Origin of the sequence: Massilia violaceinigra, assembly GCF_002752675.1 — a bacterium.
In the GTDB taxonomy this organism is placed as follows: Bacteria; Pseudomonadota; Gammaproteobacteria; order Burkholderiales; family Burkholderiaceae_D; genus Telluria_A; species Telluria_A violaceinigra.
On sequence record NZ_CP024608.1, the window covers coordinates 6,673,833 to 6,696,017 of the forward strand.

13 protein-coding genes are annotated in these 22,185 nt (G+C 67.2%); 6 read left to right on the forward strand and 7 right to left on the reverse strand.

All coding sequences use genetic code 11. From position 1 onward, the window contains the following. Window position 1: 1 nt before the first annotated feature. The 5 genes from CR152_RS28790 to CR152_RS28810 all read right to left on the reverse strand — a co-directional run bounded on the left by CR152_RS28790 (window position 2) and on the right by CR152_RS28810 (window position 14,642). Entirely contained in the window at window positions 2-1,354 is a 1,353-nt protein-coding gene (locus tag CR152_RS28790) for an efflux RND transporter periplasmic adaptor subunit (protein ID WP_099880724.1), read from the reverse strand. Then, window positions 1,344-2,111 (reverse strand): efflux RND transporter periplasmic adaptor subunit, encoded by a 768-nt coding sequence (locus CR152_RS28795; protein WP_099880727.1) that lies wholly within the window; start codon window positions 2,109-2,111, stop codon window positions 1,344-1,346. Before CR152_RS28795 ends, CR152_RS28790 begins: the two co-directional genes overlap by 11 nt. Further along, window positions 2,108-3,619: a TolC family protein gene (locus CR152_RS28800; protein ID WP_167399969.1), complete on the reverse strand. Its 1,512-nt coding sequence runs from the start codon at window positions 3,617-3,619 to the stop codon at window positions 2,108-2,110. The genes CR152_RS28795 and CR152_RS28800 overlap by 4 nt, the downstream gene beginning before the upstream one ends. Before the next feature lie 51 nt (window positions 3,620-3,670). Next, entirely contained in the window at window positions 3,671-14,134 is a 10,464-nt protein-coding gene (locus tag CR152_RS28805) for an Ig-like domain-containing protein (RefSeq protein ID WP_167399970.1), read from the reverse strand. A gap of 313 nt (window positions 14,135-14,447) precedes the next feature. Continuing rightward, window positions 14,448-14,642 carry a DUF3606 domain-containing protein gene (locus CR152_RS28810; RefSeq protein ID WP_099880733.1) on the reverse strand — a complete coding sequence of 65 codons (195 nt, stop codon included), beginning with the start codon at window positions 14,640-14,642 and terminating at the stop codon, window positions 14,448-14,450. 173 nt (window positions 14,643-14,815) lie between these two features. On the opposite strand from CR152_RS28810, the gene CR152_RS28815 reads away from it, so the two are divergent. The 4 genes from CR152_RS28815 (at window position 14,816) to CR152_RS28830 (ending at window position 18,936) form a co-directional block, all read left to right on the forward strand. Then, window positions 14,816-15,601 carry a hypothetical protein gene (locus CR152_RS28815; RefSeq protein WP_167399971.1) on the forward strand — a complete coding sequence of 262 codons (786 nt, stop codon included), beginning with the start codon at window positions 14,816-14,818 and terminating at the stop codon, window positions 15,599-15,601. A gap of 3 nt (window positions 15,602-15,604) precedes the next feature. After that, window positions 15,605-17,875, forward strand: a complete 2,271-nt coding sequence (locus CR152_RS28820; protein ID WP_099880736.1) for a hypothetical protein — start codon at window positions 15,605-15,607, stop codon at window positions 17,873-17,875. A 237-nt stretch (window positions 17,876-18,112) separates the two neighbouring features. Beyond that, window positions 18,113-18,592, forward strand: a complete 480-nt coding sequence (locus CR152_RS28825) for a DUF2569 domain-containing protein (RefSeq protein WP_099880738.1) — start codon at window positions 18,113-18,115, stop codon at window positions 18,590-18,592. A 17-nt stretch (window positions 18,593-18,609) separates the two neighbouring features. Beyond that, entirely contained in the window at window positions 18,610-18,936 is a 327-nt protein-coding gene (locus tag CR152_RS28830) for a cupin domain-containing protein (protein WP_099880740.1), read from the forward strand. A gap of 135 nt (window positions 18,937-19,071) precedes the next feature. Here the strand turns inward: CR152_RS28830 and CR152_RS28835 are convergent, their stop codons facing one another. Both CR152_RS28835 and CR152_RS28840 read right to left on the reverse strand, forming a co-directional pair. Continuing rightward, on the reverse strand, window positions 19,072-19,548 hold the full coding sequence (locus CR152_RS28835) for a lysozyme inhibitor LprI family protein (RefSeq protein WP_229413686.1): 477 nt from the start codon (window positions 19,546-19,548) through the stop codon (window positions 19,072-19,074). Between the two features lie 126 nt (window positions 19,549-19,674). Beyond that, on the reverse strand, window positions 19,675-20,022 hold the full coding sequence (locus CR152_RS28840) for a 50S ribosome-binding protein YggL (protein ID WP_099880742.1): 348 nt from the start codon (window positions 20,020-20,022) through the stop codon (window positions 19,675-19,677). Window positions 20,023-20,176: 154 nt separating this feature from the next. Between CR152_RS28840 and CR152_RS33400 the strand changes: the two genes are divergently transcribed. Continuing rightward, window positions 20,177-20,869 (forward strand): hypothetical protein, encoded by a 693-nt coding sequence (locus CR152_RS33400; RefSeq protein WP_157778805.1) that lies wholly within the window; start codon window positions 20,177-20,179, stop codon window positions 20,867-20,869. A 201-nt stretch (window positions 20,870-21,070) separates the two neighbouring features. Further along, complete coding sequence (locus CR152_RS28845) at window positions 21,071-22,114, forward strand: DUF4349 domain-containing protein (protein ID WP_157778806.1); 1,044 nt, start codon at window positions 21,071-21,073, stop codon at window positions 22,112-22,114. Window positions 22,115-22,185: the final 71 nt, after the last annotated feature.

Consider the following 22,185-nt stretch of genomic DNA (forward strand, 5'->3'; position numbering starts at 1 on the left):
CTCAAAGGCCGATCAGCCGGCGCAGGGCTGCCAGCGGCCGACGCAGCATGTGGTATGCCAGCGGCGCGCGTTCGCCGTACAGACGCACCGTTCCCTTGAGCCCGAGCTGGGGCGGCTGCCCCGTGAAGTGCCCGCGCAGCCGGTAGGCGCTGCCGCCTTCGGGGGCGGTTTCGGTTTCGTAGCTGCTGCCGTCGAGCGTGGCCGGCACCGATGCCAGCGGCGCGGTATGCAGCGACAGGCTCATTTGCGCGCCGGGCATGAGCGCGATCGCATCGGCCGGCGGCAGCCAGGCTTGCAGGGCCACGCGGGCCGGGTCGGCCAGGGTCATGATATGTTCACCGGTGACGACCGGTTTCCCTACCAGGTCGAGCGGGTCCGAAAACACCACCACTCCGTCGGCCGGGGCTTTGACGGTCAGGCGCTGAACCAGTTCGCCCAGATACGCCAGCTCGGCCTGTTTTTCCTCGATCCGCGCCGACAGCGCGGCCACGTCGGCACGCGAGCCGTCGTCGCTGAAACCTTTCTGGCTCGAGCGCAGCCAGTCGGCGCGTGCGATGTCGAGCGATTTGGTCGCCACCGCGAGGCGGTTGCGCACCCCGGTGTCGTCGAGGGCAAACAGCGCCTGGCCCGTCTTGACGGCCTGGTTGGGCCGCACCAGCACTGCGCGGATCGGCGCGTCGGCCGGCGCAGCCAGCACCAGCGGCGCCAGCGCCACCACTTCGCCGCTGACCACCACCGACATGCGCAGGGGCAGCAATAGCAGCAGCGACAGCGCCAGCACGCCGAAACGCAGGCGGCGGCTGCTCCAGCGCTTGCGCAGTCGCGCGCGCAAATTGCGGTGTTGGCGCCGCCAGCCCCACAAGGCGTGGCCATGAAAGATGGCCGCTTCCTGCAGCAGCGCCACCTCGTGCGGCTCGAACGGCGTGGCGCGCGCCAGGCACATGACACCCGGCCACGGCTCGCCCGGCGACGGCAGCGGAAGCCACAGCAAATGCGCAGGCAACCACTCGCTCCACTGGCTGGCCAGGCGCTCGGGAAAATCGGCTGGACCCAGTGCGGCCGCCTGCGTGCGCGCCTCCGGCAGCTGTTTAATGCGATGTGCGGCCAAGGCATTCATCCACAGCACGAACGGGCTGTCGCCTTCAATTCGCGCCAGGCCGGAAGCGTGGGTGACCCTGCCGCCGCCAACGTCCGATGGTTGCCACAGCAGCGCCAGATGGTAGGGCAGCAGCTGGAAGGTCTGGTTGACGATCGCGTACGCGGCCAGGTCTTCGCTGCGTGCCTGGCTGACGTCGCGCGCCAGCGACAGCAGGCCTGCCAGCAGGTCGGCGCGCGCGTCCACGCTAGCGTTCATTGAACTGCGCCGTCCCGCTCATGCCGGCGATGAGTTCCGGATGCTTGCCTTCGACCGCGCCGGTCAGTTCGACCGTGCGGCTCGCCGGATCGACGCGCCCATTGATCACACGCACGCGCGCCGGGTAGCTCTTGCCGGTTTCGTCGACGACGATGGTGAACGCGGCGCCCTCCCCCAGCCAGCTGAGCCAGCGCGATGGCACGTGCAGCTGGAAGCGGAAGGCGCTGTTGTCGATCAGCTCCAGCAAGGGCTGGCCGGCGGCCACGGTTTCGTGGGCGCGCGCGCGCAGGCGCACCAGGCGCCCCGAAAACGGCGCGCTGATGCTGCAGTAACCCATTTGTGCCTTGACCACGTTCACCTGGGCCAGCGCCTTGTCGACCGCGCTGGCGGCCAGGCGTACATCGAGTTCGCTGGCCGAGCGGTAGCTTTTCAGTTCCTGCTTGCTGGCGTTGGTTTCGCGCGCGGAGGCCAGTTCCGATTCGCTCATTTTCAGCCGCGCGGCCTGTTCGGCGCAGTCGAAGCGGACCAGCGTGTCGCCCTTGCGAATGCGGCTGCCCAGCGCCGCCGGCAAGGCCACGATGCGCGCCGCGATCTGGCTGGAGATGACCGCTTCGTTTTCCGGCACCAGCAGCACCCGGATCGGATCGCCGCTTTTTGCCGCCGGCGCGGGCACAGGCGCCTTGGTCTGGGCCATGACCAGCGCCGGCAGAAGAACAGCACATAGCGAGAAGGCGCATACCGTCGGCATGCGCGTCATGGTTTGGAGCTCTCCTGGGTCCGCAGAATCTGGTCGACGCTCCAGCGTTGCAGGCTCCGGTCCAGGCCCGCCGAGAAGTCGGCAAGGCTGGCCGCCTGCGATGGGATGGCCAGGTCGACGCCCATCGAATTGAGCATGCGCGCATGTGCGGCCTGCATCGCGGCCTGCGAGTTGGCGCGCTGGAGGCTGGAAAGCACTGCACGCGCCTGCGCGCGAATCGCTTCGAGCTCGTTTTCGGCCGAACTCTTGACGGCGTTCGCCATCTGCGTGTTGATGCGCTGATCGATCCCGTCGAGACGGCGCGCCAGTTCGAATTCCTCGATGCTCTGGCGATAGCGCTCGGCGGCGATGCGCACCTGCGCCATCACGGCCATGGTCAGGGCCGCGCGGCGCGTGTCGTCGACCTTGACCTGGGCCTCGTGCTGGCGGCGCGCGGCCGGCAGCGAGAACGCCTTGAACAGGTTGAACGAGACGCGCAGGCCCGATTCGTACCAGCTGTTGTGGTACAGATATTTGTTCGAGTCGTACTGGAAGCCCGTGTCGAACGACAGGCCGGGCAGGATGCTGAGCATCGTCTTGCGCATTTCGAGCGCGCTGTTACGCAGGCGGTAGTCTTCTTCACGCAGTTCGGCGCGATTGACCAGCGCATAGTCTTCTATACGCGGCAACGCAGCCACGTCCAGCATCGGCGGCATGGCCGGCTCGGCGCCGCTGTCCTTGAGGCGGAACGCGATGCCCGGACGCAGATTCATCAGCGCCGCCAGTTCGATGCGCGCGCTTTCCAGTTCGTTGCGGCGGCTGCGCAACTGCTGCACGATTTCGAGCAGGCCGCGCTGGTAGATCAGCGCCTGCAGCGGCGGCATCAGGCGCTTCTCTTCGATCTTCTTCGAATCGGTCAGCGCCGTCTCGGCCACGCCATGCAGGCGGTCGATCTCCGCGGTCCAGCGCTGCGCCGCCATCGCGCGCCAGTAGGCGGTGTAGACCTCCTGCGTGATGTTCTGCAGCGTCTTGCGGCGCCGTTCCTCGGCGATCAGCGCCTGGTTGGCGCTTTGCTGCGCGCGCACGTAGCTCAGGCCGAAATCGAGCGCGTTCCACGAAAAGGTCAGCTGGTCGGTGTTGCGGCTGCGTTCCTGGGCCACCGACACGTCGGTCTGGACCACCCCGGTGCGCAAGTTCATCGCGGTCCCACCCGGATCGTTGTTGCGGGTGGTGTAGCCGGCCGCCGCGGTCAGGCGCGGCAGCATGTCGTAGAACCCCAGGTCGAGCTGACTTTTCAGCAGCGCGTTTTCCATCAGCTTAACGCGGTTCTCCAGGTTGTACTGGTAGGCGCGCGCCAGCACGTCGGCGAAACTGAGCTCGCCGCTGACCGGCTCCTGGTCGCGGAACATCGCCTGCTGGTCGCTGCTCACGCGCGCCTGTCGCTCGGCCTCGGTGGTCACCACCGGGGTGAGGGTACAACCGGCCAGCATGGCGGCGGCGAGAGCAAGCGGCATCACTTTGATGAGCATGGAAGGTTCCCTGTGGTGTGGTTGGTTCATGTCGGTCGGGCTTCTCCGGAGTTAGCGCTGGCGCGCCGCGAGCGCCAGCAATTGGTCGCGTCCCTGCGTTTGCCGGGCGTGCGCATTGGCGATCTGTGCCACCAGACCGGTCTTGCCGGGGCGCGCAGCCTCGCCCGCATCGGCGCTGCCGCCAGGCCGTGGCGGTGCCCCCTCCAGCGCTGCCTCCGGGCCCCGATACTCCTTGGCGCCCTGCTGGACCTGGCCCGCCTCCGACTTGATGGTAAAGCGGATCGTGCGCTTGGCTTTGACGTCGCTGCCATCGGCATCGCGCAGCTTGAGGCCACGGATCACTTTCTCGTATTCGGTCACCGAGGCGCCGCCGCTCAGCACCATGGTGCCGGTGGCGGCGTCGAATACCGACGTGATGTTGGGCGAGGAGACGGTCAGGGCCAGCTGGTCGCGCTGCGGCACCAGGCCATCGTCGATGCGCACCACGGCCGAAACCAGCCGCACCGTATCCTTGTCGGCGGCGCTGCCGTCGGCCTGGCGCACATTGATCGAGAAGCCGGCGCCGATGTCGCTCGGGTTGAACGATTCCCCCACGCGCGAGGTACCGGTCGCGGTGTTGCCGGTCTCGATTTCGAATACGCTGACGCGTACCGGCTCCTGCGTCAGCAGGCCGGTGGCGCGCAAGCCGCTCGCCAGCACCGGGGAAGGCACGCCGGCCGCCACCAGCGGCATGCCCGGCGCCAGCACGGCGCTGTCGAGCGGCGCCGGGCCTGGCGCCTGCGCAGGCGCCGCATCCGGCGCCACGGGCGCGTCGACGATGACGGGAGCGACAGGCGCAGTGACGCCGGTCGAATTTGCATCGGCGCCCAACAGCGGTTCAGCGGCCGGCAGGGTATCGGGCGTAAAGACGATGCCGGTATCGGTCAGCGTGACGGCGCGCGTGCTGGCGCCGCCCGCGTTACCGGCGGCGTCGGTCAGGCGCGTGACGATGCTCCAGTTGCCGCCATGTGCGCCCGTGTCAGGCGCGTTCCAGCCAGTCCCGCCGACCGTTGCCGGCACCCAGCTGGCGCCGCCATCAAAGCTCACTTCCAGCAGCTCGCCGGCAGCCAGCGGTGCCGAAACGGTGCCGCTGACGGTGCGCCCCGCTCCGCCATCGCTGGTAATAAAGTCGCCGGCGGCGTCGGTGTCACGCTCCATCGTCTCGATGGTGACGGTTTGCGCGGGCGCGCTGGTATCGATGCGCAGCGCGTAGCCGGCTGACGGTACGCCGGCGCGCCCGGTCGCGCTGTTTTCCACGCGTGCCGTGTAGCTGACGCTGGCGCCATCGGCCAAGGCGCTGTCGGCGTAGCTCCAGGCGGTACCGGTGACGCTGGCCGTGCCGATGCGTACGCCATTGCGGTAGACCGCAAGCACTTCATTCGGGCCGAGTGCCGCGGACAACGCCCCGCTCACGCCTGGCGCACTATCGTTGGTTGCGCCGCCGTTGGCGACGGTGCCGGTCACGGGACCGACATCGTCAACGACGGTCGTGATGGTCACGCTTTGCGCCGGCGCACCCAGGTCGATCGTGATGCTGTACGGGGCCGAGGCGGTGCTGTTGATACCTGTGACGCTGTTTTCCACACGCGCCGTGTAGGCGTACGTGGCGCCGTCCGCCAGGCCGCTGTCGGCATAAGTCCATGCCGCGCCGCTGACGCTGGCGTTGCCGATGCGCGTGCCGTCGCGGTAGACAGCCACCACCTCGTTCGCACCCGGCGCCAGGGCCAGGGCCAGCGTGCCGGCCAGCAGCGGCGTGGTGTCGTTGCTGATGCCGCCGCTGGCCACCGTGCCAGTCGAAGGCGCAGCGTCATCGGTGATGCTGCTGATGCCAACCGCCTGCACCGGGTCGGCCTGCAGCACCACCGCGCGCGCCGCGGCGCCGCCAGTATTGCCGGCCGCGTCGACGATGCGCGTCGTGATAGTCCAGTTGGCGCTGTGGGCCGCCGCATCAAGGGCAGACCAGCCGGTGCCGCTGACGCTGGCCACGACCCAGCTTGCGCCATCGTCGAAGCTGGCCTGCAGCACTTCGCCGGTGCCGAGCACCGAAGACAATGTGCCCGTCACCACGCGTCCCGCGCCGCCGTCGCCGGTGACAAAGTCGCCGGCAATGCCACTGTCGCGTGTCATCGCCACGATGACGACGCCCTGCGCAGGCGCGCTGGCGTCGATGCTCACCGCGTATGCGCCGGAAGCGCTGCCTGCCAGCGTTGTAACGAGGTTTTCCACCTGGGCGGTGTAGCTGTAGCTGGCGCCGTCGAGCAGGCCGCCATCGGCGAAGGTCCAGGCGCCACCCAGCACGCTGGCGTTACCGATGCGGGTGCCGTTGCGGTACACCGCCAGCACCTCGTTCGCACCCAGCGGCGCGGATATGGTGCCGCTCACCCCAGGCGCGGTATCGTTGGTGACGCCGCCGCTCGCGACCGTGCCGGTCAGCGCCGCGACATCGTCGGCGATGGCGGTAACGGCCACTGTCTGCACGGGCGCGCCGGACAGAATGACATCCCGGCTGACGGCCGGGCCGACATTGCCGGCGCTGTCGACGATGCGCGCCGAGATGGTCCAGCCGGCGGCATGCGCAGCGCTGTCGGTGCTCGCCCAGGCGCTGCCGGTCACGGTTGCGAGGCTCCAGGTGACGCCGCCATCATGACTGATTTCGAGCACATCGCCGGTTCCCAGCGGCGCCGTGAGCGTGCCGCTGACCACGCGGCCGGCGGCGCCATCGCTGGTGATGAAGTCGCCCGCAATGCCGCTGTCGCGCGTCATGGCGGCGATGGCCACGCCCTGCGCCGGCGCGGCGGTATCGACCACGATCGTGTAGGCGTTCGATGGTGTGCCGGTCGATGGCGTAGCGGTATTGTCGATGCGCGCGGTGTAGCTGTACGTGGCGCCGTTCACCAGGGCGCTGTCGGTGAAGCTCCAGGTGGCGCCGCTAACGCTTGCATTGCCGATCTTGACCCCGTCGCGCAGCACGGACACGATCTCGTTCGCGCCAAGCGGCGCGGACAGCGTGCCCGAAATGGCCGGCGCGTTGTCGTTGGTGACGCCGCCGCTGGCGATGATGCCGGTGACGCGCGCCACGTCATCCGTCACCGCCGTGATGGCCACGCTGGTGCCGGCCGCGCCTTGCAGCACCACGTTCTGCGTGGCAGCGCCACCGGTATTGCCGGCAGCATCGACGATGCGGGTGGTGATGGTCCAGTTGCCGGTGTGGACGCCGGCGTCGAGCGCCGTCCAGCCGGTGCCGTCGACGCTGGCCACGACCCAGTTCGCACCGCCGTCGAAGCTCAGCTCCAGCACCTCGCCGTTCGCGAGCGTACTCCCCAGGGTGCCGGTCACGGTGCGCCCGGCGGCGCCGTCGGTGGTGATGAAGTCGCCCGGCGTGCCGCTGTCGCGCGTCATCGAGACAATCGTGACGTTTTGCGCGGGGGCGCCGGTATCGAGCACGATGGCGTATGCGCCCGATGCCGTGCCAGCCGTGCCGGCCAGCGAGTTCTCCACCTGCGCGGTGTAACTGTGGGTAGCGTCGGCCAGGCCGCTGTCGGCGTAGGTCCAGCCGGTGCCGCTGACGGTGGCGTCGCCAAGCCGGACGCCGTTGCGGTACACGCCCACGACCTCGTTGGCACCCAATCCGGCCGAGATGGTGCCGGCCAGCGCCGGCGCGGCGTCGTTGGTGGCGCCGCCGTTGGCCACCGTGCCGATGACCGGCGCCACGTCGTCGGCAATGCTGGTGATAATCACCGTCTGCGCCGGCACGTTGGCATTGGTGCTGACGTTGACGGTGGCCGTGGCGCTGGCGGCAGCATTGCCGGCATCGTCGCGCGCGCTGAATGCGAACGTGCGCGCGCCGAGTGTCGAGGCAGCGCCGGCGTCGTTCCGATAGCTGATGTCGCGCGCCACAGCCTGGGCTTCGGCCGCACTCATGGCGGCGAAATCGTAGCGCTGGATGGAAAAGACGCCGGCGGCGTAAGAAAGATTCACGCGCACGCCGCCGACCATGATGTCGGTGCGGGTAGTGACGCTGTCGCTGCCGTCGGCGGCAACCACGGTGCCGCCGAACACCAGCTTCTCGCTGGCGCCGTCGGCTCCCGCCAGGCCGCCCACGGCCAGCGTGAGGCGCAGCAGCCGGTTGCTCGCATCGACCAGGGTCAGAGGATCGGCGCCATCGTCCAGGCTGACCGCCCCCCCGTTGACGCTGGCGACGCTGCGATCAAGCGTGGCGCCGTTCGAGGGCGCCAGGTCGATCACGGGCGCGGCCAGATCCTGCACCGTGAGCTCGTTGCTGCTGCTGTCGGCCAGGATGTTGCCGGCGACGTCGCGAATGGTCGCCACCACCTGGTACACGCCGTCGAAGCCGGCGCCGGCACTGGCGGGCGTGAGGGCGTCGGCCTCGGGAATGGCCAGCGTCCAAGTGGCGCCGGTGACGCTCAGGCGGCCATCACCGGCGAGGTAGGTCTTGCCGTTGACGGTGACGGCGAGCGTTTCGCCGGCGCCCAGGGTGACGCTGCCGGAAATTTGCGGCGTGCTGTCGGATGTGACCAGCGGATGGACCACGCTCACCGGGCCATTCGGCGCAGCGGTGTCAACGATCACCGTTTGCGTAGCGACCGCGCCGAGGCCAACCTGCGCGCTCAGGGCGTAGCTGCCGTCGGCGAGCGTGCTGCCCTGGAAGTCGTAGCTCCAGTTGCCGGCACCATCGGCGGTGACGGTCAGGCCGTTGGCGAACACATTGCCGCCGGCGCCGGGACCGGTCATCACCAGCTTGACCAGCGCGCCCGGTGCCGCGCTGCCGCGGAACAGCAGCGTGTTATCGGAGGTGATGAAGTCGCCCGCGATGGCGCTGTCGGTGCTGATGCTGTCGATGGTGGCGTTGGCGCCGGCGATGCTCTTGTCGTGCAGGACGGTGGCCACCGCGACGTACGGGGTGCCGCCCGCATCAAGGTAGGTGGCGGTGACGGTGATGGTGCCGTTGGCCAGCCCGCGCAGGTTGGCCGGCGCCAGCTGCCACGCGTTGGCACTGACGGTGGCGGTGTCGGCCAGCGTGGTAACGCCGTCGGTGATGGTGATGGACAACGTGGCGCCGTCCGGCACGCCGCTGGTGGACCCGCGCAGGATCACGCTGGTGTCTTCGCTGGCGACCAGGATGCCGTTCGGCGTATTGCTGCCCGTGTAATCGAGTTCGGTGGTGATGGCAATGGCCGGCGCGGCGATGTCGATCACCATCGCCTTGCTGCTGCTGGCGCTGTTGCCGGCCAGGTCGGTGCCGCTGGCGGTAATCGTCAGCTGCGCGCCGTTGGAAAACGCTACCGGCCCGCCGCTGCCCGCCGGGACCGCATCACCGGTATCGATGCTCCAGGTGCCGTCAGGCGCCACCGTGGTGGTGTAGCTCAGGGTACCGCCGCCGCTGATGGCCACGTCGACCGCGATCGCGCGGCCGACTTCGATGTCGGTGGTGCCGCGCAAGACCGGGCTGGTATCGGCCGTCTTGTAGTTGGTGGTGATGCCGATATCGGCGCGCGTGTCGATCACGATCGCGCGGCTGACGGTGCTGGTGACGCCGGAAGCGTCGGTGACGGCGGCGCGCAGGGTGTAGCTGCCGTCGCCGAGGGCGGCATCGAGGCTGCGGTCGACCGACCACGCTCCGCCGGCAGCGCTGGCGAGCTGGCGGAAGACTTCGGCGCCGCTGGCGTCTTCCAGCGTCACGCTCACCATGGCGCCGGTTGTCGCGCTGCCGTTGAACACCAGCGTGGTGTCGCTGGTGAGGAAGTCGGCGCCGGCGCCGCTGTCGGCGCTGATGCCGCCGATGGCCAGCGCCTGGGCATCGATGACGATGGTCTGGGTGCTGAGCGCTCCGTTGCCGTTGACGGTGGTGGCGGCGGTCAGCGTGTAGCTGCCGTTGGCCAGCGAGGTGGCGCTGAAGTCGAAGGTCCACACGCCGGTGACCGGGTCCGCCACTGGCGTGCCGATCACGGTGCCGTTCAGGCGCAGGGTGACGGTCGCACCCAGTGCGGCGCTGCCGCTGAAGGTCAGGTTGCGCTGGTTGGTGATGAAGTCGGCCGGCGTGCCGCTGTCCGGGCTGATCGCCATGATCGACGTGGCCGCCACGCTGGCGGCGTTGCCGGCCGGGTCGCTGGCGGTGGCGATGATGATGCTGTCGGCCGGAGTCGGGATGGCCGACTGCACGCGCCAGCTGCCGTCGGCCTGCACCGTGGTGCTGTAGGTCGCTTCGACGGCGCCGGTGCGGTCGCTGTTGATGGTAACGGTAACGGTGGCGCCCGCGGCCAGGCCGGCGCTGGTGCCGGTGATCAGGGGCAGATTATTGGCCACGCTGGCCGCCGCCGTGATGTTGAGCACCGGCGCGGTCTTGTCATGCACGGTCGTGGTGCTGGTGCTGGCGCTGTCGCTGGTGGCGGGGTTGCGGTCGGGGTCGACCACGGCCGCCACCGTCAGCGTGCCGTCGTTCAGGGCCGACAGGTTCATGCCGGTCACGCTCCAGCTGCCGTCATCGGCCACGGTGGCGGTGGCGGTCGGGTCGACGGTGGCGTTGTCGCCATCGGAGACGGTGACCTTGACCTCCCCGCCGGCGGCATTGACGGCGCGCCCGCGGATGGTGACGCTGTCGTCCTCGGTGGCGTTGACCAGGCCATTGGCATCGACCACCTCGGTGATGCTGACCGACGGCGTGCCGGTCACCAGCAGCAGCGTCGGCTGGGTCACGTCCGAGACGGTGTAGAAGGTGCCGGCGCCGCTGCCGACTGTATCGGTCAGCTGGGCCTTCACGATCAGGGGACCGTTGTTGAAGCTCTTGACCACCGCCTCGGTCAGCACGGCGCTCCAGGTACCGTTGATGTTACGGGTCAGGGTGACGCCGGTGTCGGCATTGGTTTTGGTGTGCACGCCGTCCGTAATCGACAGCGTCAACGTGCCGCTGGCCGTGGTCTTGGTATTGGCGAAGGTGCCGGAGATGGTGACGCCGCCGAGAATGTCGCTGCTGGTGATGGTGGTGTCGCCGCTGCCGGTGCCGGTGATGCCGCTGATGGTGACCACCGGCGGATTCACGTTCGGGGTCTGGTAGGCCACCGTCTGTTCCGCGTTGGCGACCTTGTTGCCGGCCAGGTCGGTGGCGCTGGACGAGGCGGTAATCTTCACGGTGCCGTTGCTGCTCAGGCTTAGCGTTGTCGAAAAATCCCCGTTGGCGTCGACCGTCGCGCTCAAGCCGGTTTGCGGATAGTCGGTAACGAGCGAGATGACCGAGCCGGCCGGCAGGTTGGCGTTGCCGGTGACGACCGGGGAGCTGGTCTTGATGATCGACGGCGTGGTCAGCACGATCTGCGGTGCGATCTTGTCGTGGATGATGGCCTTTTGCGCGCTGGTGCCCAGCACCGTCGCCGTCACGGTCAGGCCGGCGCTGTTCAGGGCCGACAGATCGAATGCGTTGCCGTCGTTGGCCGTGCCGGCGCCGGACGACAGCAGCGTGAACGTACCGTTGGCGGCCACCACGGCGGTCTTGGTGTAGTCGAGCGTGCCGTCCGAGATGGTGATGACCACCGAGCTGCCCTGCGCCACGTTGGTCGTGGTACCGCTGACGATGACGGAATCGTCCTCGGCCATGTTGAAGATGCCGTCACCGGTGATGATATTGGCGAGGCTGCCGCCGTTGGCAATGGTCGTCTCGATGCCGGTCAGGTTGTTGGCGGCGGTTCCGATCGTGATGCCCGGGATGACCACGCTCAGGTTTTGCGTGTTGCTGGCGCTCTGCCCGCTCGCGTCGAGCGGGGTACTGGCCACCACCACCGCGCTGCCCGACAGGCCCGCCACCGGCATCGCGCCGGCTACTGGCTGCAACGGCCCGCTGGTATCCAGGCTCCAGTTGCCGCTGGCATCGGTCTGCACGGAATAGGTAATCCGGTCGGTCGTGCCATTGCCAGTCGGGTCGATGGATACCGTGATGAAGCCGCTCAGCACCGACGAGGTGCCGGCAAAGGTGGGTTTGGGCACCGTAACGGTGACGTTGTCGTCGTTGACGCCATCGTTGTCGACGATATCGATGCTCGGTCCGCCGATGATCACCAACTCGCCGCTGGTGGTGTCGGCCACGGTGGCGCCGCCGCGCGTGACCTCGGCCACGATCTGGTAAGTCTGGTCGGGCGCGAGCGCGCCCACGGTGCCGCCGCCGTCCTTGATGGCGCTGGCCAGGTCGACGCTCCAGCTGTTGCCGGCCGGCACCAGGGTGTACGTGGCCAGCAAGCTGCCGGGATTGCCCGCGTTGTTTGTGTACAGCTTGACAGTGAGCGTGTCGCCGGCCACGTTGGTCCAGCTGCCGCCGATGGTCGGGCTGGTCGAGCCGGTGCTCTGGCTGGTCACGGTGGGCCGGTTCAGCCCGACCGCGCTGCCCACATTGCCGGCGGCGTCGATGGCCGAGGCCGTGATTTTCGTGGTCGGCGTCAGGCCGCCGGCGGGCAGGCTGCCCGAGAGCGGCGTGGCAGTGGCGGTATTCAGGGTCCAGGCGCCGCCAGCCACCACCACCTGGTACAGCACATTGGCGGTAGCGGGGTTGTTGTCCGGGTCGAGCGTCAAGGTCACGACTGCGCCGTCGGGCAGGTCGGAGGTGCCGCTCAGGGTCGGCGTGCCGGCCGTGGTGGTGGCGAGCGGGTTGATGGCAACCAGCGGCGCGGTTTTGTCGAGCACGACGGTGGCGGTATCGGTCGCGGTACTGCCGCTTTCGGTGACCGAGGCGGCCACGCTCAGGGTACCTTCGGCCAGGCCGGACAGGTTGACGTTCGATACGCTCCAGGTATTGAGTCCGTTGACGCCGGCGACGACGGTGGCGCTGGCATTGGTGCTGCCGGCGCCGCTGTCGGTAATGACCAGGCTGACGGTGGCACCGGCCGCAGCCTTGGTGCCGCCCGACAGGGTGACTGCCGCAGCCTCCGTGGCGCCCGACGCGCCGGCCAGTTTGCCGTCGCCGACCGGTTCGTTAATGGTGATCGACAGCCCGTCCGGCACCGGATTGGCAGCCGACATGGGCGACGTGAACGCGCCCAGGGCGGCGAAGGTGGCGTTCTTGTCGTAGGCCGCGCCGACCCCGTTCAGGTCACCGTTGATGGGGCCGGTCTGGGTTTGCGTGAAGCTGATGTACTGCACCACCGTGTCTTTCCCGTAGTTGGCAATGCCGCCGGCGCCACGCGGGCCGGCCACGCCGCTGCGGTCGGTGGCCGACGGTTTGGCCAGCACGATGGCGATATCGGCGATCGGCACGCGCCAGTTGATGAACACGTCGGTGCCGTTGGCGCCGGTCAGGTTGCTGTTGCTGCTGCCGGGCGCGGGCACGGCGGCCGGGGCCCAGTCCGAATCTGTCGCGGCCGACACCGCCACCACGGAATAGTTGGATGGCGAGAAGGCGTACACGCCATTGTTCGGCAGCCAGCCGGTCGGCAGGGCCGAGGTGGAGGTGGTATTCGGCGAGACGTTGGCGCCGGTGCCGGGGTCGAGCAGGCGCACGGCCTGGCCGTTGTTGCGTCCATCAACCGAGAAGAACAGGTCGACCCGCCCGTCCCGGTTGGCATCCATGCCGACGATGGCCACGCCCGAAAAATTGGTGACGCTGGTCGGGTTGTCGATGCGCATGCGAAACACCAGCGTGTCGTCGCCGGTGGCCGCCGTGCCCTTGTCGTCGTAGGCGGTGTAGAGCGAGCCGTGGGTGGCGTCGCCGATGATGTCGGTGTCGGCCGCGCCGGCCTGGGTATCGTTGAAAGGATCGCGTACCGGGCCTTTCATGATCGTGGTCCAGCCGGTGGAGCCCGACAGGTTGATCGTGGCAAGGCGGTTGGCATAGCTGGCGCCGTCGCCCAGGCCGGGGCTGAACAGCGCCGGGGCGGCGATCGCACCGGTGCGGTATTCGAGCGTCCAGTCGGCGCCGGCGGTGCCGCCGCTGTCGTTGCTGGAGGCGGCCACGTCGGCGCCGGTGAGCGCGGCGAGGCGCTCGGCCAGGGCCACGCCGGCCTGGCCGGCGGCGACATCGCACCCGTAGACGAGGATGTCGGCGTCGGCGGTCAAGGCGTGCGACCACGCGGCCACCTGGGCGGCGCGCGCGTCGAGGGTGGCACTGCTGAGCGCCTGGCCGGGCAGCGCGATAAACGCATCCGAGCCGTGCGAGATGAGGTGGATGGCGGCCACGTCGTGGCGGGCGGCGAGGATGTCGCTGATCTGGTCGATGCCGTCGCGCCCGGCCGCCAGCTCGATCACTTCGGCGGTTGCGCCGAAGGCCTGGCGGATCTGCGCCGGGTCGGCGACTTCGGGCGAAATGAAGACGATCTGGACCGGTCCGGCTGAGGCGGGCGCGTCGGCTGGCGGTGGCGCTTGCGGCGCTGCCGTGGCCGCATCCCAGGATATCAGCGCTGCCCCGTCGAACAACATGCGCGGTTCGAGTGCGGACAATTCAACATGGCGCTTCAGGCCGGGGGTGCGGTTCGTCGACATCGGAGATTCCGTTTCAAAGGGACCGGTCACACGCGCGGATGGCGGACTGGTCAAAAATCTGGACACGGTTTGTTGGGTGTCAACGGAAACAAATATAGCGTAGATTTTGTGGGATACAGGGGCGCGATTCGACGTTTTTGGCAATACTGTCGCGTACGCCATACGGAATTGCCAGTTTTATATCGTGGCGCTGCGGTGAGGAATGCGATAGCGGTCGGAGGGCGAACGACGTGACAAGGCGCCCCGCCGCGCGGCTGGCGGCAGAGGCGAAGGCGGAGAGTCAGCGGCGCCGGACGCCGCCGCAGCGGGCTGCTCAGTCGGTGCCGACGACCGGTATGCCCAGGAATTTCTGCAAGTCGACCACGCGCGGGCCGACTTGTTCAATGGCTTCGGCCAGGCGCGCGCGGGTGACGCCGAACTGGCCGGTCCAGTAGACCAGCTCCGCCTCCACATTGACGTTGATGCGGTCGTAGTCCTGGGGATTCGGTTCGAGCGGATTGTCTGACATGGTGTTCTCCGGTGTGGCGCGTAGTGCGTCCGTATCCTCACAGCTTGACAGCGCGTTCCCGCGCACACCGTTCGATGACGCACGCATGGCGCCGCGGGCAGTTTTCACAAGGCAAGGCGACTCGGAGTAACTCGGAGTAAGATACCGCCCTCATCATGCTGCCACGACCGACCATGCGACGCCCACTAGCGCTTCTGTTGAGTTCTCTCGCGCTGCTGACGCTCAGGATGGATAGCAGCGCCAGCATCCGGCCCCCTGCCCATCCGGCACTGGCCGCCCTGCCCGCTCACATGATCTGGGCATGGGAGCGGCCGGAAGACCTGCGCTGGCTGCCCGCCGGTGTCGGCGTCGCCTACGTCGCCTCGACCGTGCTGCTGCAGGGCGACGAAGCGCTGGTCTACCGGCGCGCCGCGCCGCTGCTGCTGGCCGCCAGCGTGCCGCGGGTGCCGGTGCTGCACGTGGATATGTCGTGGCGCCGACCGCCGGCCCTCACCGACGCGCAGAGCCGGCGCGTCGCCGACGAACTGCTGCGCCTGGCCGGACGCGCCAACCGCCAGGTGGTGCAGCTCGACTTCGAGGTGCGCCGCTCGCAGCGGCCCTTCCTGGCGCGCACCATCGGCGCCATCCGCGCCCGCCTCGACCCCGCCATCGCGCTGTCGGTCACGGCGCTGGCCTCGTGGTGCCTGGACGATTACTGGCTGCACGATATCGCCGCCGACGAAGTGGTGCCGATGGCCTTTCGCATGGGTGGCGATCAGCACGCCCTGCGCGCCCGCCTGCTGCAGCAGCGCGGCTTTACCCGCGCGCGTTGCGGCGCGGCCATCGGCTTTTCCACCGACGAACCGATGATGGCGGTGCGCGAAGGCCGCCACTACTATTTTTCACCGCAAGCCTGGAGCGCCGCCCGCTGGCAGGCGCTGCGCAGCGCTCCCCGTTCATCCATTCCATCGAGACCCTAAGCCATGCGCCTATCCCGCACCTGTTCCCTCCTCGCCTCCGCCTTCCTGTGGATGGTGGCCCTGCCCGCCTCGGCCAGCGGCGGCGACGACTTCCAGACCAACCGCTTCGCCTCCGAATTCCAGCCCGCTAACGCCGAACTGTTCGCCTCCGGCAATCTGGGCGTGGTGCCGGGCAGTTACTGGCGCGTGTACCACTACCTGGCGTACCAGGCCGCGCGCGGGCGAGCGCTGACCAGGCAGCAGGTGGCGGCACTGGGCCTCAATACCTGGCACGTGGGCCGTTCCAGCGACTGGGCTGGCGTGGACCCTGAGAAAAACAGCGCGGATGCCTGGCTGGCCGCGCGCTCGCCGTACGCGGCGCAAGCGGCGCTGCCGGCCGATATCTGGATCGACCCGAGCGCCGACACGGCCGACAGCGAGAGCTATCTGAATTGCCATTCCGATGCGTTCAGGCAGGCCGGCGTCACCATGGCCGCCCGCGCGCGCCTGGGTGCGGGCGGCAAGCCCGATGCGTGGTTCAAGCTGTGGCTGCAGGGACAGGACGCGGTGTTCTCGAACTGCGAAGAGCCGCCGCACGGATTCGGCGAGCCGGTGCCGAAACGCGTGGTCAAGCTGCCGCCGCCGCTGCCGGCCAACGCACCGGACTGGCTCAGGGATGACCACGCCTACCAGACGGCCGCGGCCAATTTCTACGCGCGCAACTTCGATCTGGCGCGCACGCAATTCCAGGCGATCGCGCGCCAGCCCAAGTCGCCATGGCAGGCGCTGGCGCCTTACCTGGCCGCGCGCACGCTGATCCGCAAGGCCGTGCTGGACTATCCGCTGCGCGAGAAGCAGCCGGCGGCGCGCGAGCGCGTCGAGGCGCTGGCGCAGGCCAAACAGGAATTCGATGCACTGGCCCAGGCGTCCGGCCCTGCCCGGCAAATGGTGACCCTGGTCGAAGCACGCCTGAACCCGGCCGAACGGCTGGCCGCGCTGGCGCGTGCGCTCGACAAGGAACCGTTCGGTCCGGATACCCCGCGCATGCTGAGCGACTATCTGGTGTTGATGGACAAGATGATGGATACGCAGCCGAACAGCGCCCTCGCGGCCAGGGAGCCGATGACCGCCTGGATTGCCGGCATGCAGGCCGGACTCGGGTCCGGTGACGTGTCGGTGGACCAGGCCAGGCAGCGCGCCAGCGCCATCGACGCTCTGCGCAAGAGCTGGCTCAAGCAGGGAGAGCCGCTCTGGCTGGCGCCGCTGCTCACCATGGCCCGCGCCAACGAGCTGACGGCGGCCGAGCGCAAGGCGGCGGCCGCCGTGCCGGCCTCGCATCCGCTGTACCAGACGCTGCAATACCACCTGGCGCGCCTGGCGCTGCTCGAACAGCAGGCCGAGCGCGCCGACAAGGATATCGACCGCCTGCTGTCGGCCCACGGCAAGCAGATGTCGGTGGCAACCACCAATCGCTTTCTCGCGCTCAAGATGGTGTCGGCCGGCACGGTGGATGACTTCCTCAAGGCGGCGCGGCGCCGGCCCGATCCGGTCGAGCGGGGCGAGGCCATCGATGCGGCGGCCACGGCGGATGCCGCCGAGACCGATGAGGACTTCGGCATTGCCGTCTCGCGCCATCTGCCGATGGCGGAACTGAAGGTGCTGCTCAAGCATCCGCTGCTGCCGCCGGCATGGAAGCCCATGCTGCAGGAAACCATGCTGACACGCGCGCTCATTTTCAATGACGAGGACACCGCGCTCGGACTGCTCGATGCGGTAGCTAAAACGCGCAAGAGCACCGCGCATTTGTACGAGCGCTACCGCAAGGCGGCGAGCGGCCCCGGGCGTCGACTTGCTGGCGCGCTGATTCTGGTCAACACGCCCGAGCTGCAGCCTTCGGTCATCGACAGGGACGACAAGTCGCGCTACTGGGGTTGTGCCGGGACGGCGGGACGGCCGCCGGTGGCGCCGCACGTGGTGATGCCGGCGCCGCGTTTCCTCGGTGCGCAGCGCACGGCGGAAGCGGCCAGGGAGCAAGAGATGCTGCTGCGCCTGCCCCTGCGCACCGAGTTCCTGGCGCCCGCCCTGCTGGAGTGGGCACGCACCAAGCCGGTGGACGACGAGGCGCCGAAAGCACTGCACTTCCTGGTCGCGTCGACCCGCATGGAATGCCCGTACGGCACCGCCGTACCCGAGGAAAAACAATTGCGGGCACGGTACTCGCGCGAAGCGTATGAGGTGGCGCACAAGCTGTATCCGGCCAGTAAATGGACCAAGGCCACCAAGTACTATTATTGACGCGACCTGAACATGCGCCGATCGTTTGGCCGGCATCAGCGCGCCGCCTGTGCCTGGACAGCGCCAGCGTGGCATGCAGCCGGGCATGTTCATGCGTGCGCCAATCTGCCGCAAGGAAATGGTTTGGATCGACAGGATCGTGGCTGCCCCGCTCGGCGAAGCGACCGAATTTCTTTAGGCATTATCGGTGGGATCACATAAGATGCCGCCGTGCCTGATCAATGAAAGAAGTAGGAAGTGAGCGAACTGAAGAAAGACCTGGAAGGCTTGAATGGCTGGCTGCTGATGGTGGGAATCGGCGTGCTGTTCACGCCGCTACGCATGCTGTTTCAATTACCGGAACTGTATGTGAATTTGTTCGGCAGCGCCCACTGGGTCGCCATGACCACGCCCGGCACGGGCGCCTACCATTCGGCGTGGAAGCCGCTGATTTTCACGGAAGTGGCGTTCAACTGCGGCATGCTCCTGACATCCTTCGTGCTGGTCTACCTGTTTTTCTCCAAGAAACGTGGCTTCCCGATGCTATTCATCGTGCTGCATGTGGCCGGAATCCTGTTCATGGTGTGCGAGAGCATGATCGTTCACCTGATCTTGCCCGCTGAGCCGCTGTTCGACCCGGCTACCAGTACCGATCTGGTGCGCTCGCTGCTCATGGCGCTGATCTGGGTGCCGTACATGCTGGTGTCGGAGCGGGTGGAACAGACGTTTGTGGAATGAATTGAAGGAGTCGGAACATGCCGCTATGCGATCTCACCAGCCTTGCCAAGGCGCTGCCGCGCGCGTGGCAGTCCACCATCCTGGGCCGGGTCGGCCCCGCCCGCGTCAAGCTGCTCCGCATGGACGAGATGGCGTACGGCGAGGAAGTGCACGACTATAACGAGGCGCTGCTGGTCATATCCGGGCGGATGATGCTGGAGGTGGCTGGCCAGCCGGTGACGGTGGAAGCCGGTCATCTGTACCTGGTCGAGGCGGGCGTCGCACACACGGTGCTGGCAGGCAGCCACGGCAGCCTGGTGATTATCGACGTTGCGCCGGAGCCGCTCACCGCTTGCTTGCCGTGATCGCCTGCCCGTCATCCATCGTGGCATGGCGCGGCAAGGCGCGTGAGATCAGACTTTGACGAAGTCGATCAGCGCGCGCAAGGCCGGTGAGATCGCGCGCGGGCTCGGCGGCGCCTGATGCGAAGGCCCAAAAGATTATTTCGGCGCCAGGGTGTCCGTTTCGCGGAACAGTTCCATCGCGCGCTGCGCATTCATGTCGGCCACACAGGCAAGCCGGCTGATCTCGTGCGAATTGCCGGCGCCGCCGCCCGCGAGCGAGGTGGCGAAGGCGCACTGCGCCTGGCGATAACGGGCAAAGGCGGCGCCGGATTCCCGCAGCTTTGCCTGGGCCGCCTTGATGTAGTTGGCGTCTTCGTCCCACCTGGAAATGGCGTCAGCGGCCCTGGCCTCGGCCTTTTTCAGCGATGCCGCGCTGTCGATGGCCTTTTTGGCCAGGCACTCGCGCATGCCGGCCTGGGAAAATTCGCTGCATTCCTCGGCCGCATCGAATAGGCGCACCGGCTCGGCTGCCCGGGCCTGCACGGCGAGCAGTGCCGATGCGATTAGCGCCGCCCGGACGATCCCGTCCAGGGTGCGCATGGCGCAGTCGTCCAGGGCCGCGTCGCCAGACAAGTTTGCAAGACCTTGGGGCCACCTTTTGAAACAGCCCATTGGCATCCTTGGGAAAATGGCGTTGAAACATCAACGCATGTCAAACGATATCATTGCGCATGACATAAATGTCAATATCGAATGAGATCAGGCGGAATCAGTCCAGGCATCGACCAGCGGCCCAACGACGACATTTTCGAGCAACGCTTGATTCTCCAGCCAGGCGCCGACCGACGCGCGATGGTGCTCGCCGAGCGGTGCGTACTTCACGCCCAAGGACACGATACCGTGAAAGGCCTCGGTGCCACCTCCGCCGAACACCAAGCCCTGCCCCTCGATCGCAACGTCGATGAACGCGTCCATCATTGGGTAGAGCGCGGGCCGGTCTGGCTCGCTGCGATAGCGGGCGTCGACAGCGAAGCAGAACTCCTGAAACTCGCCAACATGCTTTTTCTTCCTTTGCCGTCGGTTCAAGCGGTGTGCTGCACGACTCATCACTTTTCATCCATTCGTCAGTAAAAAAGCATGATAGCAGCGTTGAAATAAAGAAATATGCAGCCGCTGTGGCAAATACCGCACGACAATGTTGTATTTTTACCCAGTAAAACGTTTGAAAATGATATTGCTTAGTTACACCCATCATTGCTGATTGAGTAATGCACAAAGACAAGTCATACTCGTTATCCGCCCGAACCGGACGCGGACCAATTCAGGAGAGAGCATGTTGATTGTATGGGGTAAGCGCACCTATGGCGCCGTGCACAAGGTGGGTGACACGTCGGTCAAAACCGTCTTCGGACACCTGTGGTATCTGCCCCTGTTTCCGATGAGCAGCCATTATGTCGACGGCAAAACTGGCGCTTCCTTCGAGCTCAACAACATGAATGTCCGCTCGGTCCTGTGCGGCTACATGCGCGTATGGCTACCGGTCGTGTTTCTGTTCTTTTTAATGTCCTTTCAGGCCAGGCACACCGGAATCAAGGTGTTCTCCGGACTGGCGATGTTTCTTATGGTCGCGTTGGTGATCGGTTCCTATATTTTCGACAAAAAAGTCGTCAGCCCGTCGACCGTCCAGGTGCGCAATATGATGAAGCGCCATTTCGGCGTGGCGGTCGATCCGTATCAGTGCCTGACCAGCCTGCAGATGGAAATCGACGAACGGATGCGCGCACACAGCAGCGACTCGCTGGACGCGTTTTGGTACAAGAACTTGCTCAACGCCCCTGCCAGCCGGCCGGAAATTGTTGAACTGGCCGTCCTGCGCGCCCGCTGCGACCAGCACGACCAGCCGCTGCAACAGCTCGCCCTGCAAAAACTGCCCGGCGTGCGCCTGGTAGCATAAGCGCGTCGTTCGCTGGCGGTGCGCGGCCTCGTGCCCGCGCCGCCAGCCCATCCCTTCCCCACCTGCGCTGTTGAGGCCGCGTTTAACCCCGTTTTCCTCGTCGCATCGTTTAAAGAACAAGGGCGATGCAATTGCCCGTCTTATCGCAGCCGCCAATGCGCCGGATGGCTGCTTTCTTCGATCGACAACGCAAGGATTGCCATGATGGACCTGAACCCCGTAACGCGCGCCGCCGGCTGCCTCACCCTGCTTGCCTTGATGGCGGCATGCTCGAAAAAAGAAACGATGGAATCGGCGCAAGTCGCTGCCGTCGCCCCGCTGGCCGAGAGTGCCGCAGCGCCGGCTGCCGCGCCGCCACCGCTGCCAGAGCTACGCGCGCGCAGACAGGCGGGAAATGAGGTGGCGCCAGCAGCCTCTGCCAAGGCCCTGACCACGGCAAGCGCCGGCGAGCAAATGGCCGGGGGCGCATCCACCTACATCGACAACAACGAGCGCAAGTTCATCCGTACGGCGAGCGCGCACTTTCGCGTCAAGGATGTGTATGTGGCCGCACTGGGGATCGAAGACACCGTGGCCGGCCATGGCGGTTTCGTGGTCAAGAACGATATCAGTACCGAAAGCACGAATACGCAGCGCCATCCGGGCGGCGACGGCAAGTTGATCGAGCTGAGCGAATACACCGTGCAAGCGCATTTGATCGTGCGCGTGCCCAGTGCCAAGACCCAGGAATTCCTGCGCGCGATTGCCGGTCATGTGGTGTTTCTGGATGCGCGCAAATACGCCGCCCACGACGCGCAATTCGACGTGCTGCGCCAGCAACTGCAAGCCATGCGCGACCAGGAAACCCAGGGCGAACTGGGCGACGCGGTGCGGGATGGCGGCAAGCTGGTACAAAAGACGGACGCGATTGCCATGCGCAGCGACGTCAAGGCCACGCGCGATGCCGCCCTGCTCGCGAAAAAGGAATTCGAGGACCGGGTCGCGTTCAGCACCATCGACCTGACACTGCTCCAGCCATCGCGCGTGCTGCAAAGCGAGCGCGTGGATGTGGACAGTGTGTACCGCCAGTACCGTCCCGGCTTTGCCAGCCAGCTGCGCGATCAGTTGCGCGGCGGCTGGGAAGGCTTGTTGACATTTTTCCTGGCGCTGGCCGGACTGTGGCCGCTATTGCTGATCGCCGCCGCAAGCAGCATGGTGCTGCGGCGCTTCCTGCGGCGTCAGAAAAAGGCCGTCGCGCCGGAGTAAGTGCTGGCGCGGCGGCAGCGACAAACGCGCTGGCACTGGCAGCGCGTCCGATGTCATGCGCGGGACCTCAA

Bases quoted from the DNA above. Each gene is read 5' to 3' on its own strand.
- CR152_RS28820 (WP_099880736.1), top strand. From the start codon at position 15,605: ATGCGCCTATCCCGCACCTGTTCCCTCCTCGCCTCCGCCTTCCTGTGG.
- CR152_RS28795 (WP_099880727.1), bottom strand. From the start codon at position 2,111: ATGACGCGCATGCCGACGGTATGCGCCTTCTCGCTATGTGCTGTTCTT.
- CR152_RS28805 (WP_167399970.1), bottom strand. From the start codon at position 14,134: ATGTCGACGAACCGCACCCCCGGCCTGAAGCGCCATGTTGAATTGTCC.
- CR152_RS28790 (WP_099880724.1), bottom strand. From the start codon at position 1,354: ATGAACGCTAGCGTGGACGCGCGCGCCGACCTGCTGGCAGGCCTGCTG.
- CR152_RS28810 (WP_099880733.1), bottom strand. From the start codon at position 14,642: ATGTCAGACAATCCGCTCGAACCGAATCCCCAGGACTACGACCGCATC.
- CR152_RS28845 (WP_157778806.1), top strand. From the start codon at position 21,071: ATGATGGACCTGAACCCCGTAACGCGCGCCGCCGGCTGCCTCACCCTG.
- CR152_RS28830 (WP_099880740.1), top strand. From the start codon at position 18,610: ATGCCGCTATGCGATCTCACCAGCCTTGCCAAGGCGCTGCCGCGCGCG.
- CR152_RS28800 (WP_167399969.1), bottom strand. From the start codon at position 3,619: ATGCTCATCAAAGTGATGCCGCTTGCTCTCGCCGCCGCCATGCTGGCC.
- CR152_RS28840 (WP_099880742.1), bottom strand. From the start codon at position 20,022: ATGAGTCGTGCAGCACACCGCTTGAACCGACGGCAAAGGAAGAAAAAG.
- CR152_RS28815 (WP_167399971.1), top strand. From the start codon at position 14,816: ATGCGACGCCCACTAGCGCTTCTGTTGAGTTCTCTCGCGCTGCTGACG.